Origin of the sequence: Halocatena marina (assembly GCF_023276375.1) — an archaeon.
Taxonomy (GTDB): domain Archaea; phylum Halobacteriota; class Halobacteria; order Halobacteriales; family Haloarculaceae; genus Halocatena; species Halocatena marina.
On record NZ_JALLPK010000003.1, the window covers coordinates 410161 to 426940 of the forward strand.

Sequence of the window (16780 nt, forward strand, 5' to 3'; positions counted from 1 at the left end):
AACATTTACTAGAGATGAGATGATGTGACGACAGCCAAACAGCACCCTAGGTAACGACCACTCTTCAGAGAGAAGACGAGGGGATCCAAGGTCGGCAGTTGGTGAACCGTACCGCGCCGCGCCAGCTGAGAAAAATATCATTGACTCAATGAGCACCGCTGCACTGTGAATAGTTCGAGCGAGCCATGATACCTCATTCTCTCCGATGACAAGACACGTCTACCTCCATATATTTTTCTAGAAATCAATCCTTGACAGGAGTATGGCTGAGAAAAAGGCAGAGATCCCCGCGGATCGGTGTGGTTTTGAACTGTGTCGCGAGGATGTCGAATGGGTATTTAGTCAATCCAGATGGAATGAACTCATGGCTCCCGTCTGTTGCTGGCGGCCAGTCTGGAATTCTCACGACGACACAGAACGGTGTATCTGGCACGCTGATATCGACGAGAAACCGCTCGCAGAACTCATTGCGGCACGAGCAGACGCTTCCGAACGGCTTGATGGGGCCATCCTCCGGAATCTCCAAATAGAGCACGAAGCGTTGTCGTTTGCAGACTGCACACTCAACGGCGCCACATTTGATAATTCAGTGCTTAGAAAGGTCGATTTCATTTCCGCTACTCTCCGATTGGCTAACTTCACCACCGCTCATCTCCGATGGACGGACTTCACCGACGCTACACTCATAGGGGCAGATTTCACCAACGCTACACCCATAGGGGGGAACTTCACCAACACTGATCTCCGATGGAGCGACTTCAGAGACGCTGACCTCGCAACGGCCAACTTCGCCGATGCTGACTGTCTGGCCACTAATCTCTCGAATACCAACGTCAGAGAGGCGAATTTTCGGCACGCAACACTTCAGCATGCGGTGCTTACTCGGGCCGACTGTCGAGGAACTACTTTCACTAGTGCGCTCCTCTACGAGACCGTCTTTTCGGATACGCGCATCAATTCCCAAACGACATTTTTCGATCCGGAGGCGACGTTCTACGACTCGATCACGTCGCGGCCGGGGTGTGTGTACGAGGAAAATCCCCTTTCCGATGAGCAACTTCCCGAGGGTGTGCACCCACTTGAAGCCGCCCGTTGGGTATACCGGCGGCTCGAAACACTCCATGAGGAGAACGCCCTCTCCGAAGCTGCTCGCGAGTTCCACATCAGTAAGGAAGAGGCTGAACGAGCACTCAATTGGAAACAGGGCGAATACCGCCGCTGGGGCGTCAAAACGCTCATGTGGCATCTCACTAGACACGGCGAGAGCGTCCAGCGTCTGCTCATCTGGTGGGGACTCGTCATTGCTGCAGGGGGAGTACTCTTCTCGGCTGTCGGTGGAGTGATGGGAGCCGATGGCACTCACTATGCCATTACGTCGCTTGCCGAGCTCGGGACGCTCGCTGGCTGGAAGGAGGTCGGATGGAACCTGTATTTCAGCCTCGCCACCTTCACGACGATTATGGACGGCGGGCTCGCACCGGTTGGACCGTGGACACGGGCTATTGTCGCCGGGGAATCACTCGCTGGGATCGTGCTGACCGCCCTCTTTGTCTTCATTCTCGGCCGACGGACTGCACGGTAAGGTCTTCATCAACTTCGACGTGATCGAGCTGTTCGAGCGAACTCACGATACTTCATTATCCCCGACTACAAGACACGTCTATCTCCATATATTTTTCTGGAAATCAATCCTCGGGAGGAGTATGGCTGAGAAGAAGGCTGAGGTACCCGCAGATCGGTGTGGCTTTGAACTGCAACTCGATGATATTGGCTTTGCTGGCTCTCGCAGCTGGTGGGTGGAAGAAACTAACCCTGTCTGTTGCTGGCGGCCTGTCTGGGAATCTCACGATGACACAGAACGGTGTATCTGGCACGCAGATGTGGACGAAAAATCACTTGAAGAACTTATCAGAGATCGGTTAGATACTCCTGAACGGCTCGATGGAGCTATTCTCCATAATCTCCACATAGAGGACGAAACATTGTCATTTGGGGGCTGCACACTCCACGGAGCCAGATTTGATAATTCGAGACTCTTGGATATCGATTTTGTTGACGCTGACCTCCGACAGGCTGACTTCAGCGATACTGACCTCCACGAGGTTAACTTCAGCGACGCTTTCCTCCGACAGGCTAACTTCACCGATGCGTACCTCCTAGGGCTCAATTTCACTGACGCTTTTCTCCGAGAGGCCACCTTTACCGACGCTGACATTCCAATGGCTCCTTTCATCGACGCTGACCTCGAAGTGACTACCTTCACCAACGCTGACCTCCAGGGGACCGACTTCACCAACGCTCACCTCTTAGTAGTCGATTTCACCGACGCTGACCTTCAGTGGACCTATTTCATCGACGCTGGCCTCATAGGGAGTGACTTCACTAACGCTGACCTCCGAGGGACCTATTTCACCGACGCTGACCTCCGAGGGACCGACTTCACCGACGCTGATCTTGGTGACGCTGATTTGTCGGACGCTGACGCCGAGGAGGCGAATTTTCGGCACGCAACACTTCAGCATGCGGTGCTGACGCGTACCGACTGTCGGGAGGCAACATTTACGAGTGCACTCTTCTACGAGACCGTTTTTTCGGACACGCGCATCAACTCCAAAACGACGTTTTTCGATCCGGAGACGACATTCTACGACTCCATCACGTCGCGTCCGAGCTGTGTCTACGAGAAAAACCCTCAAACTGCCGAACAACTTCCCGAAGACGTGCACCCGCTCGAAGCCACCCGGTGGGTGTACCGACGACTCGAAACCCTCCACGAGGAGAACGCCCTCTCGGAAGCCGCTCGCGAGTTCCACATCAGCAAGGAAGAGGCCGAACGCGCCCTCTACTGGGACCAGGGAGAATACGGTCCGTGGGGCGTCAAAACGCTGATGTGGTACCTCACCAGACACGGCGAGAGCGTCAAACGTGTGCTTACGTGGTGGGGTGGCGTCATCCTCTCTGCAGGCCTCCTGTTCGCGGGTTTCGGTGGCGTAAAGGACGCTGCTGGTACCACATACGCCATCACCTCACTCGGTGAATTGAGAACGGTCGCTGGCTGGCAGGAGATCCTGCTAAACATCTACTTCAGCGTCACCACGTTCTCGACGATCATGGATGGCGGGCTCGCCCCCGCTGGAAACGGAACGCGGGCCGTCGTCGCCGTTGAGTCGATCACCGGCGCGCTGCTTGTCGCCCTCCTCGTCTTCGTTCTTGGCCGTCGAGTCGCACGGTAAGACCATCGGGTTATCTACCTACTACGACGACCACATGACACTCATTCAGGGCTAGCGATCTCGCGACTTCACATACTTCTCGCCACCCTCAACTTACAGATAAAGTCGCCCACCTTTCCGCCAGTCTGCTCAGAAACTATAGTTTTAGACCATGGGAACGGGTCACACTGTCTAACTTTGCTGGAGTCTCGGACCTCCGAATGATTCAGAAACTCGAATCTTGAATGGTGATATAGACTCTTTCAGCAAATCACATTCAATGTCCATGAACGATCTCATGATAAAAACGGAATATAAGCGTATTATGGTTCATAGACTATGAATTAACTTCATACCAAAAGAAATTATAGTACTGAAGTAATGGGTGAAATATGTCCAAATCGGACACTAAAGAAAGAATTGTCAGAGCGCTTCGGAGCACCGACGAACCCGCACTGTCAGCGAAAAGGCTTGCTGATACACTCGACGTCTCCGTTCGTACAATCAATAATCATGTTGGTCGCTTGGAGAAGGAATCTCGACTGGAAACGACACAGATTGGCAATGCCACGGCCTATTATGTCCCTTTCGAAGATCTTCCTTCTCACAACCAGCCAGACCACACCTGCAGGCGATGTGGTCGAGAAGTCAGCGAAGTATATGATTTCGCAAAGCTCGATGTAGAGACTTACTTCGATAAAAGAGGCTCTCGCTCAGACTCAACCTTTTTTGAGATTTTCTGTCGGTTTTGCTACACCGACTTTCTAGACTGGATCCATGACCCATCAGCAATCGGCGACTATCCTCAAGTCCATGCTTGGGATATTCCGTCGGATCAACTAGACGAGGTGCGGGAAAATGAGGACATACAAACGACATCAGAGAACACAGAGTGGCTGCCTGACGAACGGAGAGTTCTATACGAATTTGTTAAAGAGACTGATAACGAGGACGATCAAGCCGTCCCAGAGCACGAGATTATCGCCAAAGGAGAAGATCAAGGTATGACTCGGAGACAGGCTAAGAAAGCCCTCCGAAAGCTCAAAGCAGCAGGGCTCATCTATGAAACGGCTATTGATCAATACAAAATCGCGATATAGGAATTTCTCATCATTATGGCTTGAACGATCGTTCAAATACACAACCAAAATCGGCGATTGCAGGAGTTTCGGACATCACACGAAATCGCACCACAATCAAACCGTACTTCGCTGCAACCCCCAAGAGAACATTATTGATTCGATGAGCACCGCTGCGCTGTGAACAATTCGAATGAGGACACACGACATCTTACTCCGCGTCAATAATTTGTATCTACGATGGGTTCAGGTATTCCTTGCAAGATATATTAACTCCACGTCGCGCAACTTGTCTCGCTTGATGTTCTCGTCTTCATCACGAAGATCGCTGACCAGTTCCTCCATCAGATCTATCGGTTGGGTGGGAGTATTCCCATACACCAGATCGTACACCGGATACGAGTCGGAACCTATTTTGAGGTTCTTCGATGCATATACCCCAACCCTATCGTGGATTGCGTCGTTACAGTGGGTGGCATATTCGTTCGCCCTCGAACTCGATAGTTCTAAATTCATCTTCCCAATTCTCCGTAGGTGGGACTGCTTTCCCATCACCATCAGGGCGCGTTCTAAGGGTCGAATCGTAGTACCGCCGATGTCCTCCTTGATGATCGTGTTGAAGAGTTCGTCGATGTCGTGGCTATACTCGCAGATCCAGTAGGCGCCGTGGAAGTAGTTCTTCAGATTCGCTCTGATGAGGAACTCGGTCTTCTTGTCCTCCTCGTCGTCCTCTCCAGCGAGGACTAACTTGTTCCGTTCGTCAAAGAATCGGTAGAGGCTCGGCCGCTCAAAGTCAAGGCTACCCGTGCTTCTCCACGTCTTCACGGCGGAGTTGAGCGCCTCGTTGGTGTCCTTCGTGGGGTTTGGGGTCACCAACTCGCCCATCGGCATCGCATCGTCATCGGATGGCGCGACCTTCAGCTCAAATCCGGCCAGCTGTTCGTCCGGGATTCCGACGACCTGAGCGAACTCATCTGATAGTTCCCGAATCTTCTCATTGATAAGCTCCTCCCGGTAGCGCATCAAGTCCCTGAAATCACTGCTCTTCATCCGCTTCGTCTTCGACCCTTCTCGCGTGTACGCCTGACCAGCCGCGATGAACTCGCCCCCACCGTTTTTCCTGAGGGTTTTTTCGACCACGAGCGGCACCTGTTCGGCTTGACGAATGACCACGACACCACCCTCTTTACCGTTGTAGTCCAGCTCGAATACTTCGAAGTCGGGAGTGGGAGTAACTTTCCCATCTAAGATGTTCCTTACTCGTGCATCGTCTACGTCGAGCAATTGTTCTCCCTCTCGGGGTCGACGGTACTGCATTCCGATGAACTCACCGTTATCGTCGAAGCCGATAAAGACGTACCTAAACCTCGCCTGTGTGCGGACGTTTGCAAGTGCCGTGAACAGCTTGATGATCCGGGACTCTCGCCGCCGAATATGGTGGTCGGATTTTGCCGAGATGTATAGGTCGCCCTTGTAGTCCAGAATCTCGCCCTCCTGCGGCACCTCACTCTCGATGATATCCACGATCTCAGAATCGTCCACCTCCGGTGATTCGAGAAGCCCCCGGAGCATCTTGTGCCACGGTGGATTACCCACATTCTCAATCATTACTATGCCAGATATGTATTCGATTAAATGTTTTGTGGCTACTTGTTGAGAATAATATATAGTTTATGGATCAGACTGGTCGTACTTCTGCGGTATTCATTTTCTAAGAAATAAACACTTATCGGAGATTGCTGGAGTCTCCAACATTCTCACGAAAGCCTTATGTAACGAATGGCCTTCACCCAACGTCTGATTGTTATATAAGGTCAAATCAGCGTTCAGAACATGAGCAGCCGTTTTCTCTCATCATCGTGAGAAGTTGGTGGTTCTCGACGAATCGACGTGATCATGATGACTGATTCAGCTCGAACACCGATACTACCCAGAAACCGGCCCCATAGAATCCATTTCATTTCCATCTCTGACCCATGGGTCTCGAGAAAATCAAATCGTTTCAGCGCCCGCTCTCGGCCCCTGAGACGATGGAGATTGAAAACAGGCTTCTAAGGCGTTCACTACTGGATTGAGGAATGGATCTTACCAAGGAATGCTCTCCAACAGAAGACGATTCGTTGGTAAGACGCGCGGACTTCAGTACGACGCTCGATCTCTCATCTCTGCCGCCCACACATTCATTATTATCCATAATTCAGTTAATACTACAGTGAATAAGAAAGAACATATCATCAACGGAGTGCTCATCGGCATTGGGGTCGGCGTGCTCCTCTCCCCGACGGGGGACAAATGGATGGTTCACTCGGTTTTCTCAGTCGCAATCCCAGTCACACTCGGCGCACTCGTCCCCGACATCGACACAGAATTCGGCAAACATCGCAAAACCCTCCACAATGTCTTTGTATTGGCTGTTTTCGCAGCGTTCCCATTTGTGTACGATAATCTGCAATACGTCTGGATTGGTGTGCTCACACACTTTGTCCTCGATTACCTTGGGTCAAAGCGAGGGATTGCACTCTTCTATCCGTTATCCACGGATGAATGGAATTCTCCGTTCGGTGTCAAGGTCACCAACCGGTTTGCTAGTATTGTGACCATCCTCGTGACTGTGTTCGAATTGACGATCGGCTATTTCGTGCTCATCGGGAGCACAGTGGCAGGAGCCACACTTCCTCTGATAGGGTGATGAGAATAGGACTGTGGGTTGCTTGTCGGAAAACGAACCACAGCCCACTGTACAGCGGTGAGGATACAGTAGCAAGCGATTGTTGATGCGCTGTTGCTACAGATCCATGGCAAAACCTTCTTGCTTGTTCCCACAGTACTACCTCTGCTATCTGGGACGAGCGCTCAGTAAGTTATGAGCGCTCTCTTGTTCTCACCCAGAGTTCAACCGCTCTCATTCCTATATCCGTTCCCATCAACACGATCGATATGATCGCAAGAGCGACGTTTATCGTCATTGTCGATGCCGTCTGGATTCTCGCCGCCATGCTATCTGGGACGAGTGCTCAGACGACACGCCACCATCCGGTAAGCACAGTAATAAGCCCTCTGATTTTATTAGTAAAATGAGCCTCATACGAGAATTCGCCTCTAAGAATTCCCATATGAGGATTCTCTATAAAACTTTCCATGTAAGGGACTAAGCAAGAACTCATATAATGGAGTATGACTTAATCTGAGATCTCATAAAACCCGGCTTTGTGAACCCTTGCTTATCAAAATTAAGCAATGCTCAATCCCCATCCGATCTGAATCTCGCGACGCTACCTCCTAGAAGACGCGTGAACTACTCACTTACTCATCAAGTTCGACCCCGAGAGAGGTTGCGAACTCTCCTCGACGGTTGAGCACGAACTCAGTCATCCCCACGTAGAACGCCCGATTCTTCTCCAGCCCTCCGTCCCCAGCAAGCGTCGATCGTGCGTCAAGCTCCTCGTAAAAGTCAACGAGATCCCTGCGCTGATCGGCTGGAAGGTACATAGCGACCTGCTTACGCTCTTCCAACCTGTCATTGTCTCCGGACGGATCTTGCCAGGGATTCTCTTCGACAGCAGACGATTGCCTTGGTAAGACAGGCGACCACCTCTCAGCGTTCGCTCTCACTCGACAGTATGTGTATTTCATCGTTTGAATATCGATCCTTGCCTCACGATTATTGTAACCAGTAGCTTTAATACCGATCAGCGGAACCCCAAGTCGGATACTCATACCAGTCTAATAGCTGGTATGGCACAGGCCATTGATCGACCGTCGATTGCCGGGCGGACACGCCGCGATGGTGCGCAGTCCCCACCGTCGTCGCTGTCCCCGTGAACGCGTCGTATCGTCGCTGCTGAGCTCATAGGGAGTATTGTCTTACTCTGTTGCCGCTTGAGGAACCCATGTTCTCGCGGGCGTCTTTGAGCGTCTTCCCTTTCGCTTTGGCCACGATTGTTGTCCTGATTACGGGTCCTAGTACGACGAGTGAGTTTCACGGTGAGTCACCTCTGTCCTGAGTGAGGAAGGAAAATCTAGAAGACTCCTTGAGTTCCGTCGTTAGGAGAGCTGACACCCCTCGAGTTCCGATGTTAGAATAGAGGGGACACCCCATCGGTTCCGTCGTTAGCAATGGGAGAGGCACCCCATCGGTTCCGTCGTTAACGGAGGATACTCCTATCTACCGGTCAATATTTGTTTGAGCTTGGAAATAGTGCTCGGAGTGAGTATCCACACTCCATTGGTTCCGTCGTTAGATGCCCGTGCGAAGTGCCTATCTTGAGTTTCCCGTGACAGGCACACCCCATGAGTTCCGTCGTTAGCGGGTGGGGCAAGGAAGATTAGTGCATTCTTGTTGAGAGTAGTCTGTATCCCGTTTCCCAATGAGAACGTGACTATTTGATTATTAATCCATAGCTTTATTGCAACAGCGCGGAAACAATTCCGTAGGACAAAAACATAGAAAAGGAAGTAAAGCGACTTCCGTGTTCCAGGCGAAATTTGCTTTCTGTGTAATATGGCTAAATCTGGTCTATATGGATGGTTTCTCCTATTAATCGTGTTTCTCCCGTCCTTTCCAGAGGAGGATGTACGTTCACCGGTAACGACGGAACCGATGGGGCGTGTGTGTTAAGAGATTCTAACAGTCCAGAGATTGAAGTAGTGTCTATAGGACCGTCGTTACCTCGTGAATTAACAACGGAAGTCGAGGTGGGATAATTTTAAGTTGTCGGGTTTCTTCGGTGGGTCTATGTCAAATGGCACCTCGACTTCCGATGAAAGTCGAGACCAGGATTCTCGTGTTTTAGACAGTCAAAACCCTCAGTCTCAGAAGGAAACGTCGGAACCGGAGGGGGATTCAGGAGATGGTATAAAATCGCAATCAAGGGACGAGAAAGACCAGGAATTCGAGGTTGACGACCCGCTCTTCTCTCAGCAGAAGGGGATCTTCCGGAACAAGGAGATGGTTCGTGTTGGATGGGTGCCTGATGGCGATCGAATCGTCGGACGTGATGACTACATCTCAACTATTAGTAGCAGTCTGAACGATGCCGTTTATGGTGGCGCACCGAACCACATTTCGATCACTGGCAAGACAGGAACTGGGAAATCACTCGTCTCTAGGTACGTCACTCGTCGAGCTGTCAACGCGTCAGTCAACAACGTCCGGATGGGCCATACCTATCTGGACTGCTCGAAGTCCTCAACCGAAGTTCAGGTCGTGTCGACAATTGGCCAACAGCTGAATAACGAGAATATCTACGATGAGAATGAGGACGTCGTGAAAATGCCCGACACCGGGCTCCCGAAAGACAAGTTCTACAAGCGGCTCTGGGAGATCCTAGATCATTACGACTCGGTAATCATCATTCTCGACGAAGTCGACCTTCTCAAGACTGACCACGTCTTGATGAGTCTCGCAAAAGCCGTGGAGTCGAATGATACGTCGTGCCATATTGGTATCATCGCAATAAGCAACCAGATTAACTACTTCGACGAGCTGAACCCCCGGACTAAAAGCGCCTTCCAAACCGTAGAACTCAACTTCGACCCATACAACGCGAATCAAATTCAGGATATCCTCCGTGGGCGGGAAGACGCCTTCTACAATGGGGTTCTATCTGACGACGTCATCCCGCTCGTCGCGGCTTTCTCTGCACAAGAACACGGAGATGCACGGAAGGCGATGCGGCTATTCCGAACGGCGGGAGAGCTTGCTAACCGTGAAGGGTCTGATCTAGTCGAGGAAGATCATGTGCGTCGATCTCAGGACACGCTTGTGAAGGATCGGTTCCGTGATTTTCTCCAAGGTACTCCCACTCAGATGAAAGCGACATGTCTCTCAATCGCCGCCAAGTCACTCTATTCGCGTGACGATTACATTATCACCGGCGAACTCTACGATGCATACCAGCAGATCACTCACGCGATAGATATGGATACGATCGGGATACGCCGGTTCCGGGATATTCTCGATGAGATGCAGCTCAGTCAGGTAATCGAAACCAGAGAAGTCAATATGGGCAAAGGCGGCGGCCGCCACAACTCTCACCGGTTACTTCATGATCCGCAAGTCATCCTCGACATCGTGATGGAGGACACTCGGTTCAGGGATATCTCCAAATCCTCGCTGAAGCGGTTCGCTTGACTAGACGTTCTGCCCGACCGCAGTGAACAACTTCACTTGATACTGATATATTCTTAATTATTCATTCTGGATACCGTATCGTGATGATACAAGCGATTACTAATACGCGACAATATGACTATATCGAATGGGTGAAGAAAGTCAAAATGAAAATTGCGTTGACAGAGGAACAGGCGACCGACCTCCGCGCCGACCTCGCGAAGCGGGGGTCAGTCGAGGAAATGACTGAGACAGATATCTATTATACCGCTCCGATTCGGGATTTTCTCGAAACGAATGAATGTTTGCGGATTAGAATCCGGGATTCGGAGCCTGTTGAGTTGACGTATAAGGGCGAAACAACGCCTGAAATGCGAGAGCAAGAGCAATTTTGGAAGAATGAGGTGGATATCCCAATTGAAGATACAGACGATGTCCAGCATCTGCTCGAAGCGATTGGTTGTGAAGAAGTAACGACGGTCGTGAAGCACAGATCTAAAGTGCGGATTGATGAGACGGTCATCACCTTAGATGATGTCGAAGGGATCGATCACTACTTGGAAATTGAACGTACCGCCTCCACTGAGGAAGAAGTTGCCCAAGCCGTGCAAAGCAACCGACGCCTCCTGTCTGAGTTAGGGATTGACCAGCCGGATATCGTGGATGAACCGTATCGAGATCTCGTCCTCGCAAGCCAGTGAGTGCGATGTGATCGAAACCGAAGAAGGGGCCGACGAGGGACTGCCCACCGCCGAGGTCACCTGCGAGGACTGCGGCCACGACCGGGCGTGGTACACACTCAAACAAACCGCCTCCAGCCGACGAACCATCCACCCGCTTTTTCAAGTGTACGGAATGTGGACACCACTGGCGCGGGTACAGCTAACTCTTCGGAAGTTACACCATCTGACGAGGCGAATGGGACGCGATGCCAGGACGAGATACCGCGAACGACCTCGTTGTGCAGTACGTGGATTCGTGGCTGTCCCAAGACGCGGCTCAGTTTCTCGATACGCTCCACGATGACGTGATCGTTAGAGAGTGCTACGGACCCGTGTACGAGGGTAAGGAAGCGTGTGAACGATGGTTTCGGACGTGGCACGACGAGGGAAACCGCGTGCTGCGGTGGACGATCCGTTCGTTTCTGTTCGACCCGGAGACGACGATGACGGCCTTCGAGTGGGACTTTTCGTGCGTGGCGGACGGGAAAGAGCACGCTTTCCTCGGATCGAGCCACGTGACGTTTCGGGACGAACGAATCGACTCGATCAACGAGTACGAAATGACGGCGGATCAGTACCGGTGCTACGCGACCATCGACCGGCAATAAATTGTAGCCAACGGAGCGGCTCGTATTCGTCTGTGAGCCGAACACCTACCACAGGAACGATACTGCTCGGTATCGTGTGGCGACCGCGTGCTCGGGCTACTACGTGTTACGGACGAAGGACGTATCCTGATGCACACCTGATATGATGCCGCGCCGCCAACACGACATCGCGGAGCGGTGGACGTTCGCGGACCTGTGGCATTGTGAGTGCGGGCAGTCGCGTGAGGTGTTCTATGAGGACTATTCTGCCCGCCAGAGTGTCGGGAAGGATGAGGTCTTCATCGAAGGAATAGCAACCTACGGTGAGCTACAAGAAACCCCCGTTGGGAACTATTATGAGGTTACGCTTTCTGAGATCGATGTTCTTGCTCGGCGTGGAACATCCAGGGTGTGAGCGTCTGCCGGATCGTTTGGATTGTCCTGGGCGACTGTCGTCCCACCGTACATGATCCACTCGGCAGCGGGCGTTGCTGGCAGGGCCACAACGACGGACGGTGTGGCCAAGTTCTCCTCGCGATCGACGACGCACTCACCGATGTCGAACGGGATGTCTGGCATGGTGGCTCGTAAAAATCAATACGTGAGAACTAACAATAATGGCTTTGCTCAGTCAGCGGACTTGCACTCTCTTGACGGTGCCATTCGGAAAATTCTGCGGCTTATGCTGCCCACACAGTACTGCGTCACAAAGAACGGGTTAGCAACTGGTTGTGTCAATCGCCACCACAATTCACGACGCAATTCGGTGATGACTGCTGCGAGCTCCTGATCTCTTCCCCGGGCGCAACCCTGTAAGCTAACCGTTCACGCACGGGCTGCCGTGAACGGTCCGTCCGTCACCCAGAGATCGAGCTCGGCCTCGCGGCAGCGCATAACCGTGCGCTGTCGACGGCGAGATGTTTGAGACCGCGTGTATCGAGGGGGGCGAGCAAATCGACGGCGAATCGTGCTCACAAGCTTATGTATTGGGCTTCCCACTCGTCACGAGCGTTGATCTCGCGCTGGCCCCGGCGAGTCAGCGCATAGTAGTTCGTCCGCCGATCGAGTGTCCCCTTGTCGACCAGCCCTTTCTCGACGAGCGTATCGAGATTTGGGTACAACCGCCCGTGATGGATTTCTTTCTCGTAATAGTCTTCGAGTTCGTCCTTGATCGCCAACCCGTGGGGCTCGTCCAACCCGGCAATGACGTAGAGCAGGTCACGCTGAAACCCGGTCAAATCAAACATGGTTTACAGTATTCATTACAGTGGTTACTATAGATCTTTTGTCTAAAATGGTTATGTACCAAAGAAACAATATACGGGAAGAGACTCGTTACATCCGTCGTTGTCAAGCGTTCGTCGGAGCATCTCTGACGGATCATTTCCCTTGCATCGATGGCGGTCTATATGTGAACTGGCATTCCTCCGTCGATGGTATACTCCGACGATCACATTCCAATCGGCGATGTTTGTCTGGACGGCTACAAGCTCACATCATCGGGCAGCTTGCAGCTATCCTCACTGCCGAACAGCGTGCCCCGGATCGCAGCACAGTTGGCTTCGAGCCGCGCGATACGCAACGCTCCATCGAGAAATGTGTTGTCGACTCCTAGTTCCATCATGATCGTTGCTGGTAACGCTTCCGGATACGCGAGCCTGTACCCGTGGACTGACGCCAGAAGCGGTTGCGGAGGTTCGATCTCAGTTGCCCACCACCAGCGTCGACATCGAAGGCATCATCGCACACTCACAGAGCAGCTGACAGAATCGTCGATTCAGCCACTCTCACCGGATATGCCGTGTCCTACGTTCTCTTTCAACGTGTGTCCTCGGGAACGACGCCGCGGACGTATCGGAGGAACTCTCCGGTGTCGCTCACACCATACCAAAACCATTATCCTCGATGAAGCTGCTAGTAATGTACCACTATGATGTCCCTGACACGACGGGTCACCATGCTCCTGCTCGCCGGCCTTCTACTGGTCAGTGCCGGGACCGGGGGTGCGCTCGCCCAGCAGGACTCGCCGACTCCTGACGACGAAGTGCGGATCGTCGATCACGAAATCACGATCAGTGATGCCACTATTACGATCAGTGATGCGATCCTCAGTGGCTCAGGGACGTCCGATACGCAGATCGACCATCGCAAGTACACCGTTGAGGAAGCAACCCTTGAGTTCAATGGGGTCCACGTGACTGTTCAGGGCACCGAGTATGTGTTCTGTGACATCACAGTCAACGTGGACAACGTTGGTCTTGTGCTGGAAAACGTGAAGGTCAACTAGTTCTAACGTCCAATAGTGGAACGAACGTAGCCATCCTACCGGAAGTCACGATAACGGTAATCAGTTTGAGGAGCCTCTCGACGATCAAGCCATATTGGGTGGCCGTCAACACCAGAACCAGCGATCGAGCACCGTCCACGGTTCCGTTCTTAGTGTGATATGATCGCCCGGCTGCTCGGCGTCGTGGGTGATGAAAGCCTTCGTGGGCCGAATGAGTGAATGAATCGACGGGCTATTTGAGGTAGACTGCCCGACTCGGCACCGAATCAGTGACGAGGTAGGCACATCTCGACACGTGATCAACCTCGACTTCGACGCGATCGGCCCGTTCTTGTGTCGCCTTATGTAACTTACCGACTCACATGGATCGACTCTCATTACATAAGGCTTCGAGTATCACATCACACATCGATTGAGGAGTGTTTCATACGGCAGCAAGCGTATATCGTCCAAAGATTTATTCCTCCGTCGTATGTCGTATGTTAAATAGAACGGATGGAGAATCGACAGAAGACGCTGGATGGGGGGTTAACGAAGCCGTACACAGACGAGTTCCTGCTGCGTGATCTCTATGAGACACAGGAGCTCTCTGTTGCTGAGATAACCGAGATCCTCGAGTGTTCTGAAACGACGGTCCGAAACTACATGCGCTGGTTTGGGATCGAGTGTCGGAATGGGGTTGACCGCGATCTGTCTCCAGCGTGGTTCGGCACTCGCCCCGATGGATACGAGTGCTGGAACGACGGACACCAGACTGTCTATGTCCATCGACTCGTTGCTGTCGCTGAATGGGGCTTTGAGGCAGTAGCGAGCGGTGTCATCCATCACAAGAACCAGATTCAGTGGGACAACCGCCCTGAGAATCTTCACCCATTCGAGAGCAATAGTGCTCACATCCGGCATCACGTACGGCCGAGCACACATGAGGATCAGCAAACCATTGACGAGATTACCACGGAGACAGACAAAACGCAGCTGACGTTTGATGATTTTTAGTCTTCCTCGATCTCGGCCCCGATACGATCGGCACCCTGTCCTACCTTATGTAGCTCATACCGCTCTCATCCCGTTCATCGTTACATAAGGATAGATAACCTACCCATCATGGTCGGATGATAACGAGATTTAGCAGACCGATTACGACGGTTTTGAGACGTGCTCAACTGTGACGTACTTACAAGATGTGGTTTGTGATGGTTCTGCAACTTCCCCTCCGGTGTAACGAGCCGCCCACCAATTCGCTGAACTCCTCGAAACCACCATACTCAGTCATGCTCAGCAGGCTCGAAGCCACGCATTTGAATAACCATCTTGGCAATTTCTGTGGGAGTCAGTTGCTCAAGTACCAAACGAACAACAGCGGTATCCAACTCTCGTTGTTCGACATTCCGTACATCAAATGTCCGCCGGAGCTCTAACTCTGCGTCAAACTTCAAATCTTCAAAATCATTCCACAGCCCGTCTTGAACATACATCTGCTTTTGTTCGGCGTCAGAGTATGGGAAGGGTGGTGAACTGTTCTCCAGAGTGGGTCCTTCGACGAATGTCTCTGATGAGGTGGGCGTTGTTTCAGCTTCCCTGCCTCTATCGGTTTTGGTGCTCGTTGCAGTCATCGACGATTCTACCGCTACATCCGACTCTCGCTCAGCTCTCGGTGAATCGATATCGACTCCTGCTTGGTTCTCGATGTTATCCCCACTCTCGTTGATGTCTTCTGCCACATCATCGAATGGGTTCGGGCCACTCATCGGGTAACGCCCCCGTTCTCAACGATCTCTGCGAGTTCATCTAAATGATCAATCGTCTGGCTTTCAGGATTGTGATGTGCTACCGGTTTGCCCCCCTTATACGCTTTGCTGAAGTCCTTATCTTGACGGATGCCTGGTTTCGGCAATTGATTCCGTTCACCGGCGTCGATCTCTTTGAGATCTTCGGGCGTGAGTCGAGCGAAATTCGGAATTTTATCCGCGAATTGTTCGGAGGTATTGAGGTACTCGATCAGCTCGCGATCGTCATTGAGGTGGTCGATCCGATGACTGAGTTTATTCGGCACAATCGCGAGAATTTCGAATGGCTGATACTCACGAAGTGGCTTCACGATTCGCTGCCATGTCCGTTTAAACCCCGAAAGACACTCTGCACCGGATTCGATTGGGATAATACTCTGCTTCGCTGCGAAGAACGCGTTATCCGCAACCTTTGATCGCTCCCCTCCACCATCCATCACGCAGAAATCGTATTGATCGTCTGCCATCAATGGCTTCAGAAATTGACTGTGGAGGCGCTGTGAGCTGTGTGATGCACTTTTTAGTCCAGTGTCTAAGTCCTCAAGGCGAACCGATGCTGGGACGAAGTCGAATCCCCAATCCGTTTCGTAGATGACGTCTTCTGGCTCCTTTGTTGAGTTGTCTAGGATAACGTCGCCTAAATCGTGTTCACGATCCTGATAAATGTCATCGTATCCAAGTCCATAGGTGACGTGTCCATTGGGGTCAAGGTCCATATAGAGCACCTCATTGCCTTTGGCGGCCAATCTATCTGCAAGATTCATTGAAATTGCACTCTTGCCAACACCTCCTTTTAAGATATTGACAGAAACAGCTCGTCCAGCGACAGGATCACTGCCTTGTGTTTGTCTTTGTTGGTTTCTTGTTGCCATTGTTATAACTTGATAATAGTTAATGAGTGGTTGTCAAGCTTTCTTCTCATACTATGCATAATCAATCGATTGAATTCCATCTCCTTAATTGTTTGTCAGACGTTTCTGTTCTCCTGTAGTAA

General features: G+C 51.8%; 17 protein-coding genes and 1 pseudogene. 12 read left to right on the top strand and 6 right to left on the bottom strand.

Annotated elements, in window-relative coordinates; all coding sequences use genetic code 11:
* Window positions 1-262 precede the first annotated feature (262 nt).
* The 3 genes from MW898_RS22810 (at window position 263) to MW898_RS22820 (ending at window position 4312) form a co-directional block, all read left to right on the top strand.
* A complete protein-coding gene (locus MW898_RS22810) occupies window positions 263-1582 on the top strand; it encodes a pentapeptide repeat-containing protein (RefSeq protein ID WP_248910560.1) in 1320 nt (439 codons plus the stop codon).
* A gap of 121 nt (window positions 1583-1703) precedes the next feature.
* The gene (locus tag MW898_RS22815; RefSeq protein ID WP_248910561.1) at window positions 1704-3233 is read left to right on the top strand and encodes a pentapeptide repeat-containing protein; all 1530 of its coding nucleotides are present in this window, start codon (window positions 1704-1706) and stop codon (window positions 3231-3233) included.
* A 371-nt stretch (window positions 3234-3604) separates the two neighbouring features.
* Complete coding sequence (locus MW898_RS22820) at window positions 3605-4312, top strand: helix-turn-helix domain-containing protein (protein WP_248910562.1); 708 nt, start codon at window positions 3605-3607, stop codon at window positions 4310-4312.
* Between the two features lie 225 nt (window positions 4313-4537).
* On the opposite strand, the gene MW898_RS22825 is transcribed toward MW898_RS22820, so the two are convergent.
* Window positions 4538-5899: an AlbA family DNA-binding domain-containing protein gene (locus MW898_RS22825; protein ID WP_248910563.1), complete on the bottom strand. Its 1362-nt coding sequence runs from the start codon at window positions 5897-5899 to the stop codon at window positions 4538-4540.
* Between the two features lie 604 nt (window positions 5900-6503).
* Between MW898_RS22825 and MW898_RS22830 the strand changes: the two genes are divergently transcribed.
* On the top strand, window positions 6504-6980 hold the full coding sequence (locus MW898_RS22830; protein ID WP_248910564.1) for a metal-dependent hydrolase: 477 nt from the start codon (window positions 6504-6506) through the stop codon (window positions 6978-6980).
* A 614-nt stretch (window positions 6981-7594) separates the two neighbouring features.
* Here the strand turns inward: MW898_RS22830 and MW898_RS26590 are convergent.
* Window positions 7595-8008, bottom strand: coding sequence for a DUF8160 family protein (locus MW898_RS26590; RefSeq protein WP_507237221.1), 414 nt, complete (start codon window positions 8006-8008; stop codon window positions 7595-7597).
* 1018 nt (window positions 8009-9026) lie between these two features.
* Here MW898_RS26590 and MW898_RS22840 point away from each other — a divergent pair.
* From MW898_RS22840 to MW898_RS22865, 6 genes and pseudogenes are all read left to right on the top strand, one after another.
* On the top strand, window positions 9027-10424 hold the full coding sequence (locus MW898_RS22840) for a Cdc6/Cdc18 family protein (protein ID WP_248910566.1): 1398 nt from the start codon (window positions 9027-9029) through the stop codon (window positions 10422-10424).
* 146 nt (window positions 10425-10570) lie between these two features.
* Window positions 10571-11104 carry a class IV adenylate cyclase gene (gene cyaB / locus MW898_RS22845; protein WP_248910567.1) on the top strand — a complete coding sequence of 178 codons (534 nt, stop codon included), beginning with the start codon at window positions 10571-10573 and terminating at the stop codon, window positions 11102-11104.
* Window positions 11082-11289, top strand: a pseudogene (locus MW898_RS22850) (RPA12/RPB9/RPC11 RNA polymerase family protein); the annotation flags it as partial. The gene cyaB and the pseudogene MW898_RS22850, both read left to right, overlap by 23 nt.
* A 42-nt stretch (window positions 11290-11331) precedes the next feature.
* Window positions 11332-11733 (top strand): nuclear transport factor 2 family protein, encoded by a 402-nt coding sequence (locus MW898_RS22855; RefSeq protein ID WP_248910568.1) that lies wholly within the window; start codon window positions 11332-11334, stop codon window positions 11731-11733.
* A 142-nt stretch (window positions 11734-11875) separates the two neighbouring features.
* The gene (locus tag MW898_RS22860) at window positions 11876-12127 is read left to right on the top strand and encodes a hypothetical protein (RefSeq protein WP_248910569.1); all 252 of its coding nucleotides are present in this window, start codon (window positions 11876-11878) and stop codon (window positions 12125-12127) included.
* Window positions 12124-12303, top strand: a complete 180-nt coding sequence (locus tag MW898_RS22865) for a hypothetical protein (protein ID WP_248910570.1) — start codon at window positions 12124-12126, stop codon at window positions 12301-12303. Before MW898_RS22860 ends, MW898_RS22865 begins: the two co-directional genes overlap by 4 nt.
* Window positions 12304-12683: 380 nt before the next feature.
* On the opposite strand, the gene MW898_RS22870 is transcribed toward MW898_RS22865, so the two are convergent.
* Together MW898_RS22870 and MW898_RS22875 are read right to left on the bottom strand one after the other, a co-directional pair.
* Window positions 12684-12959, bottom strand: coding sequence for a PadR family transcriptional regulator (locus MW898_RS22870; protein WP_248910571.1), 276 nt, complete (start codon window positions 12957-12959; stop codon window positions 12684-12686).
* Between the two features lie 236 nt (window positions 12960-13195).
* On the bottom strand, window positions 13196-13336 hold the full coding sequence (locus MW898_RS22875) for a hypothetical protein (RefSeq protein ID WP_248910572.1): 141 nt from the start codon (window positions 13334-13336) through the stop codon (window positions 13196-13198).
* Between the two features lie 306 nt (window positions 13337-13642).
* On the opposite strand from MW898_RS22875, the gene MW898_RS22880 reads away from it, so the two are divergent.
* Complete coding sequence (locus tag MW898_RS22880) at window positions 13643-13999, top strand: hypothetical protein (RefSeq protein ID WP_248910573.1); 357 nt, start codon at window positions 13643-13645, stop codon at window positions 13997-13999.
* Between the two features lie 495 nt (window positions 14000-14494).
* Window positions 14495-14995: an HNH endonuclease gene (locus MW898_RS22885; RefSeq protein ID WP_248910574.1), complete on the top strand. Its 501-nt coding sequence runs from the start codon at window positions 14495-14497 to the stop codon at window positions 14993-14995.
* Window positions 14996-15264: 269 nt separating this feature from the next.
* Here the strand turns inward: MW898_RS22885 and MW898_RS22890 are convergent, their stop codons facing one another.
* Both MW898_RS22890 and MW898_RS22895 read right to left on the bottom strand, forming a co-directional pair.
* Window positions 15265-15747, bottom strand: coding sequence for a DUF7970 domain-containing protein (locus MW898_RS22890; RefSeq protein ID WP_248910575.1), 483 nt, complete (start codon window positions 15745-15747; stop codon window positions 15265-15267).
* Entirely contained in the window at window positions 15744-16658 is a 915-nt protein-coding gene (locus tag MW898_RS22895; RefSeq protein WP_277999978.1) for a ParA family protein, read from the bottom strand. The genes MW898_RS22890 and MW898_RS22895 overlap by 4 nt, the downstream gene beginning before the upstream one ends.
* Window positions 16659-16780: the final 122 nt, after the last annotated feature.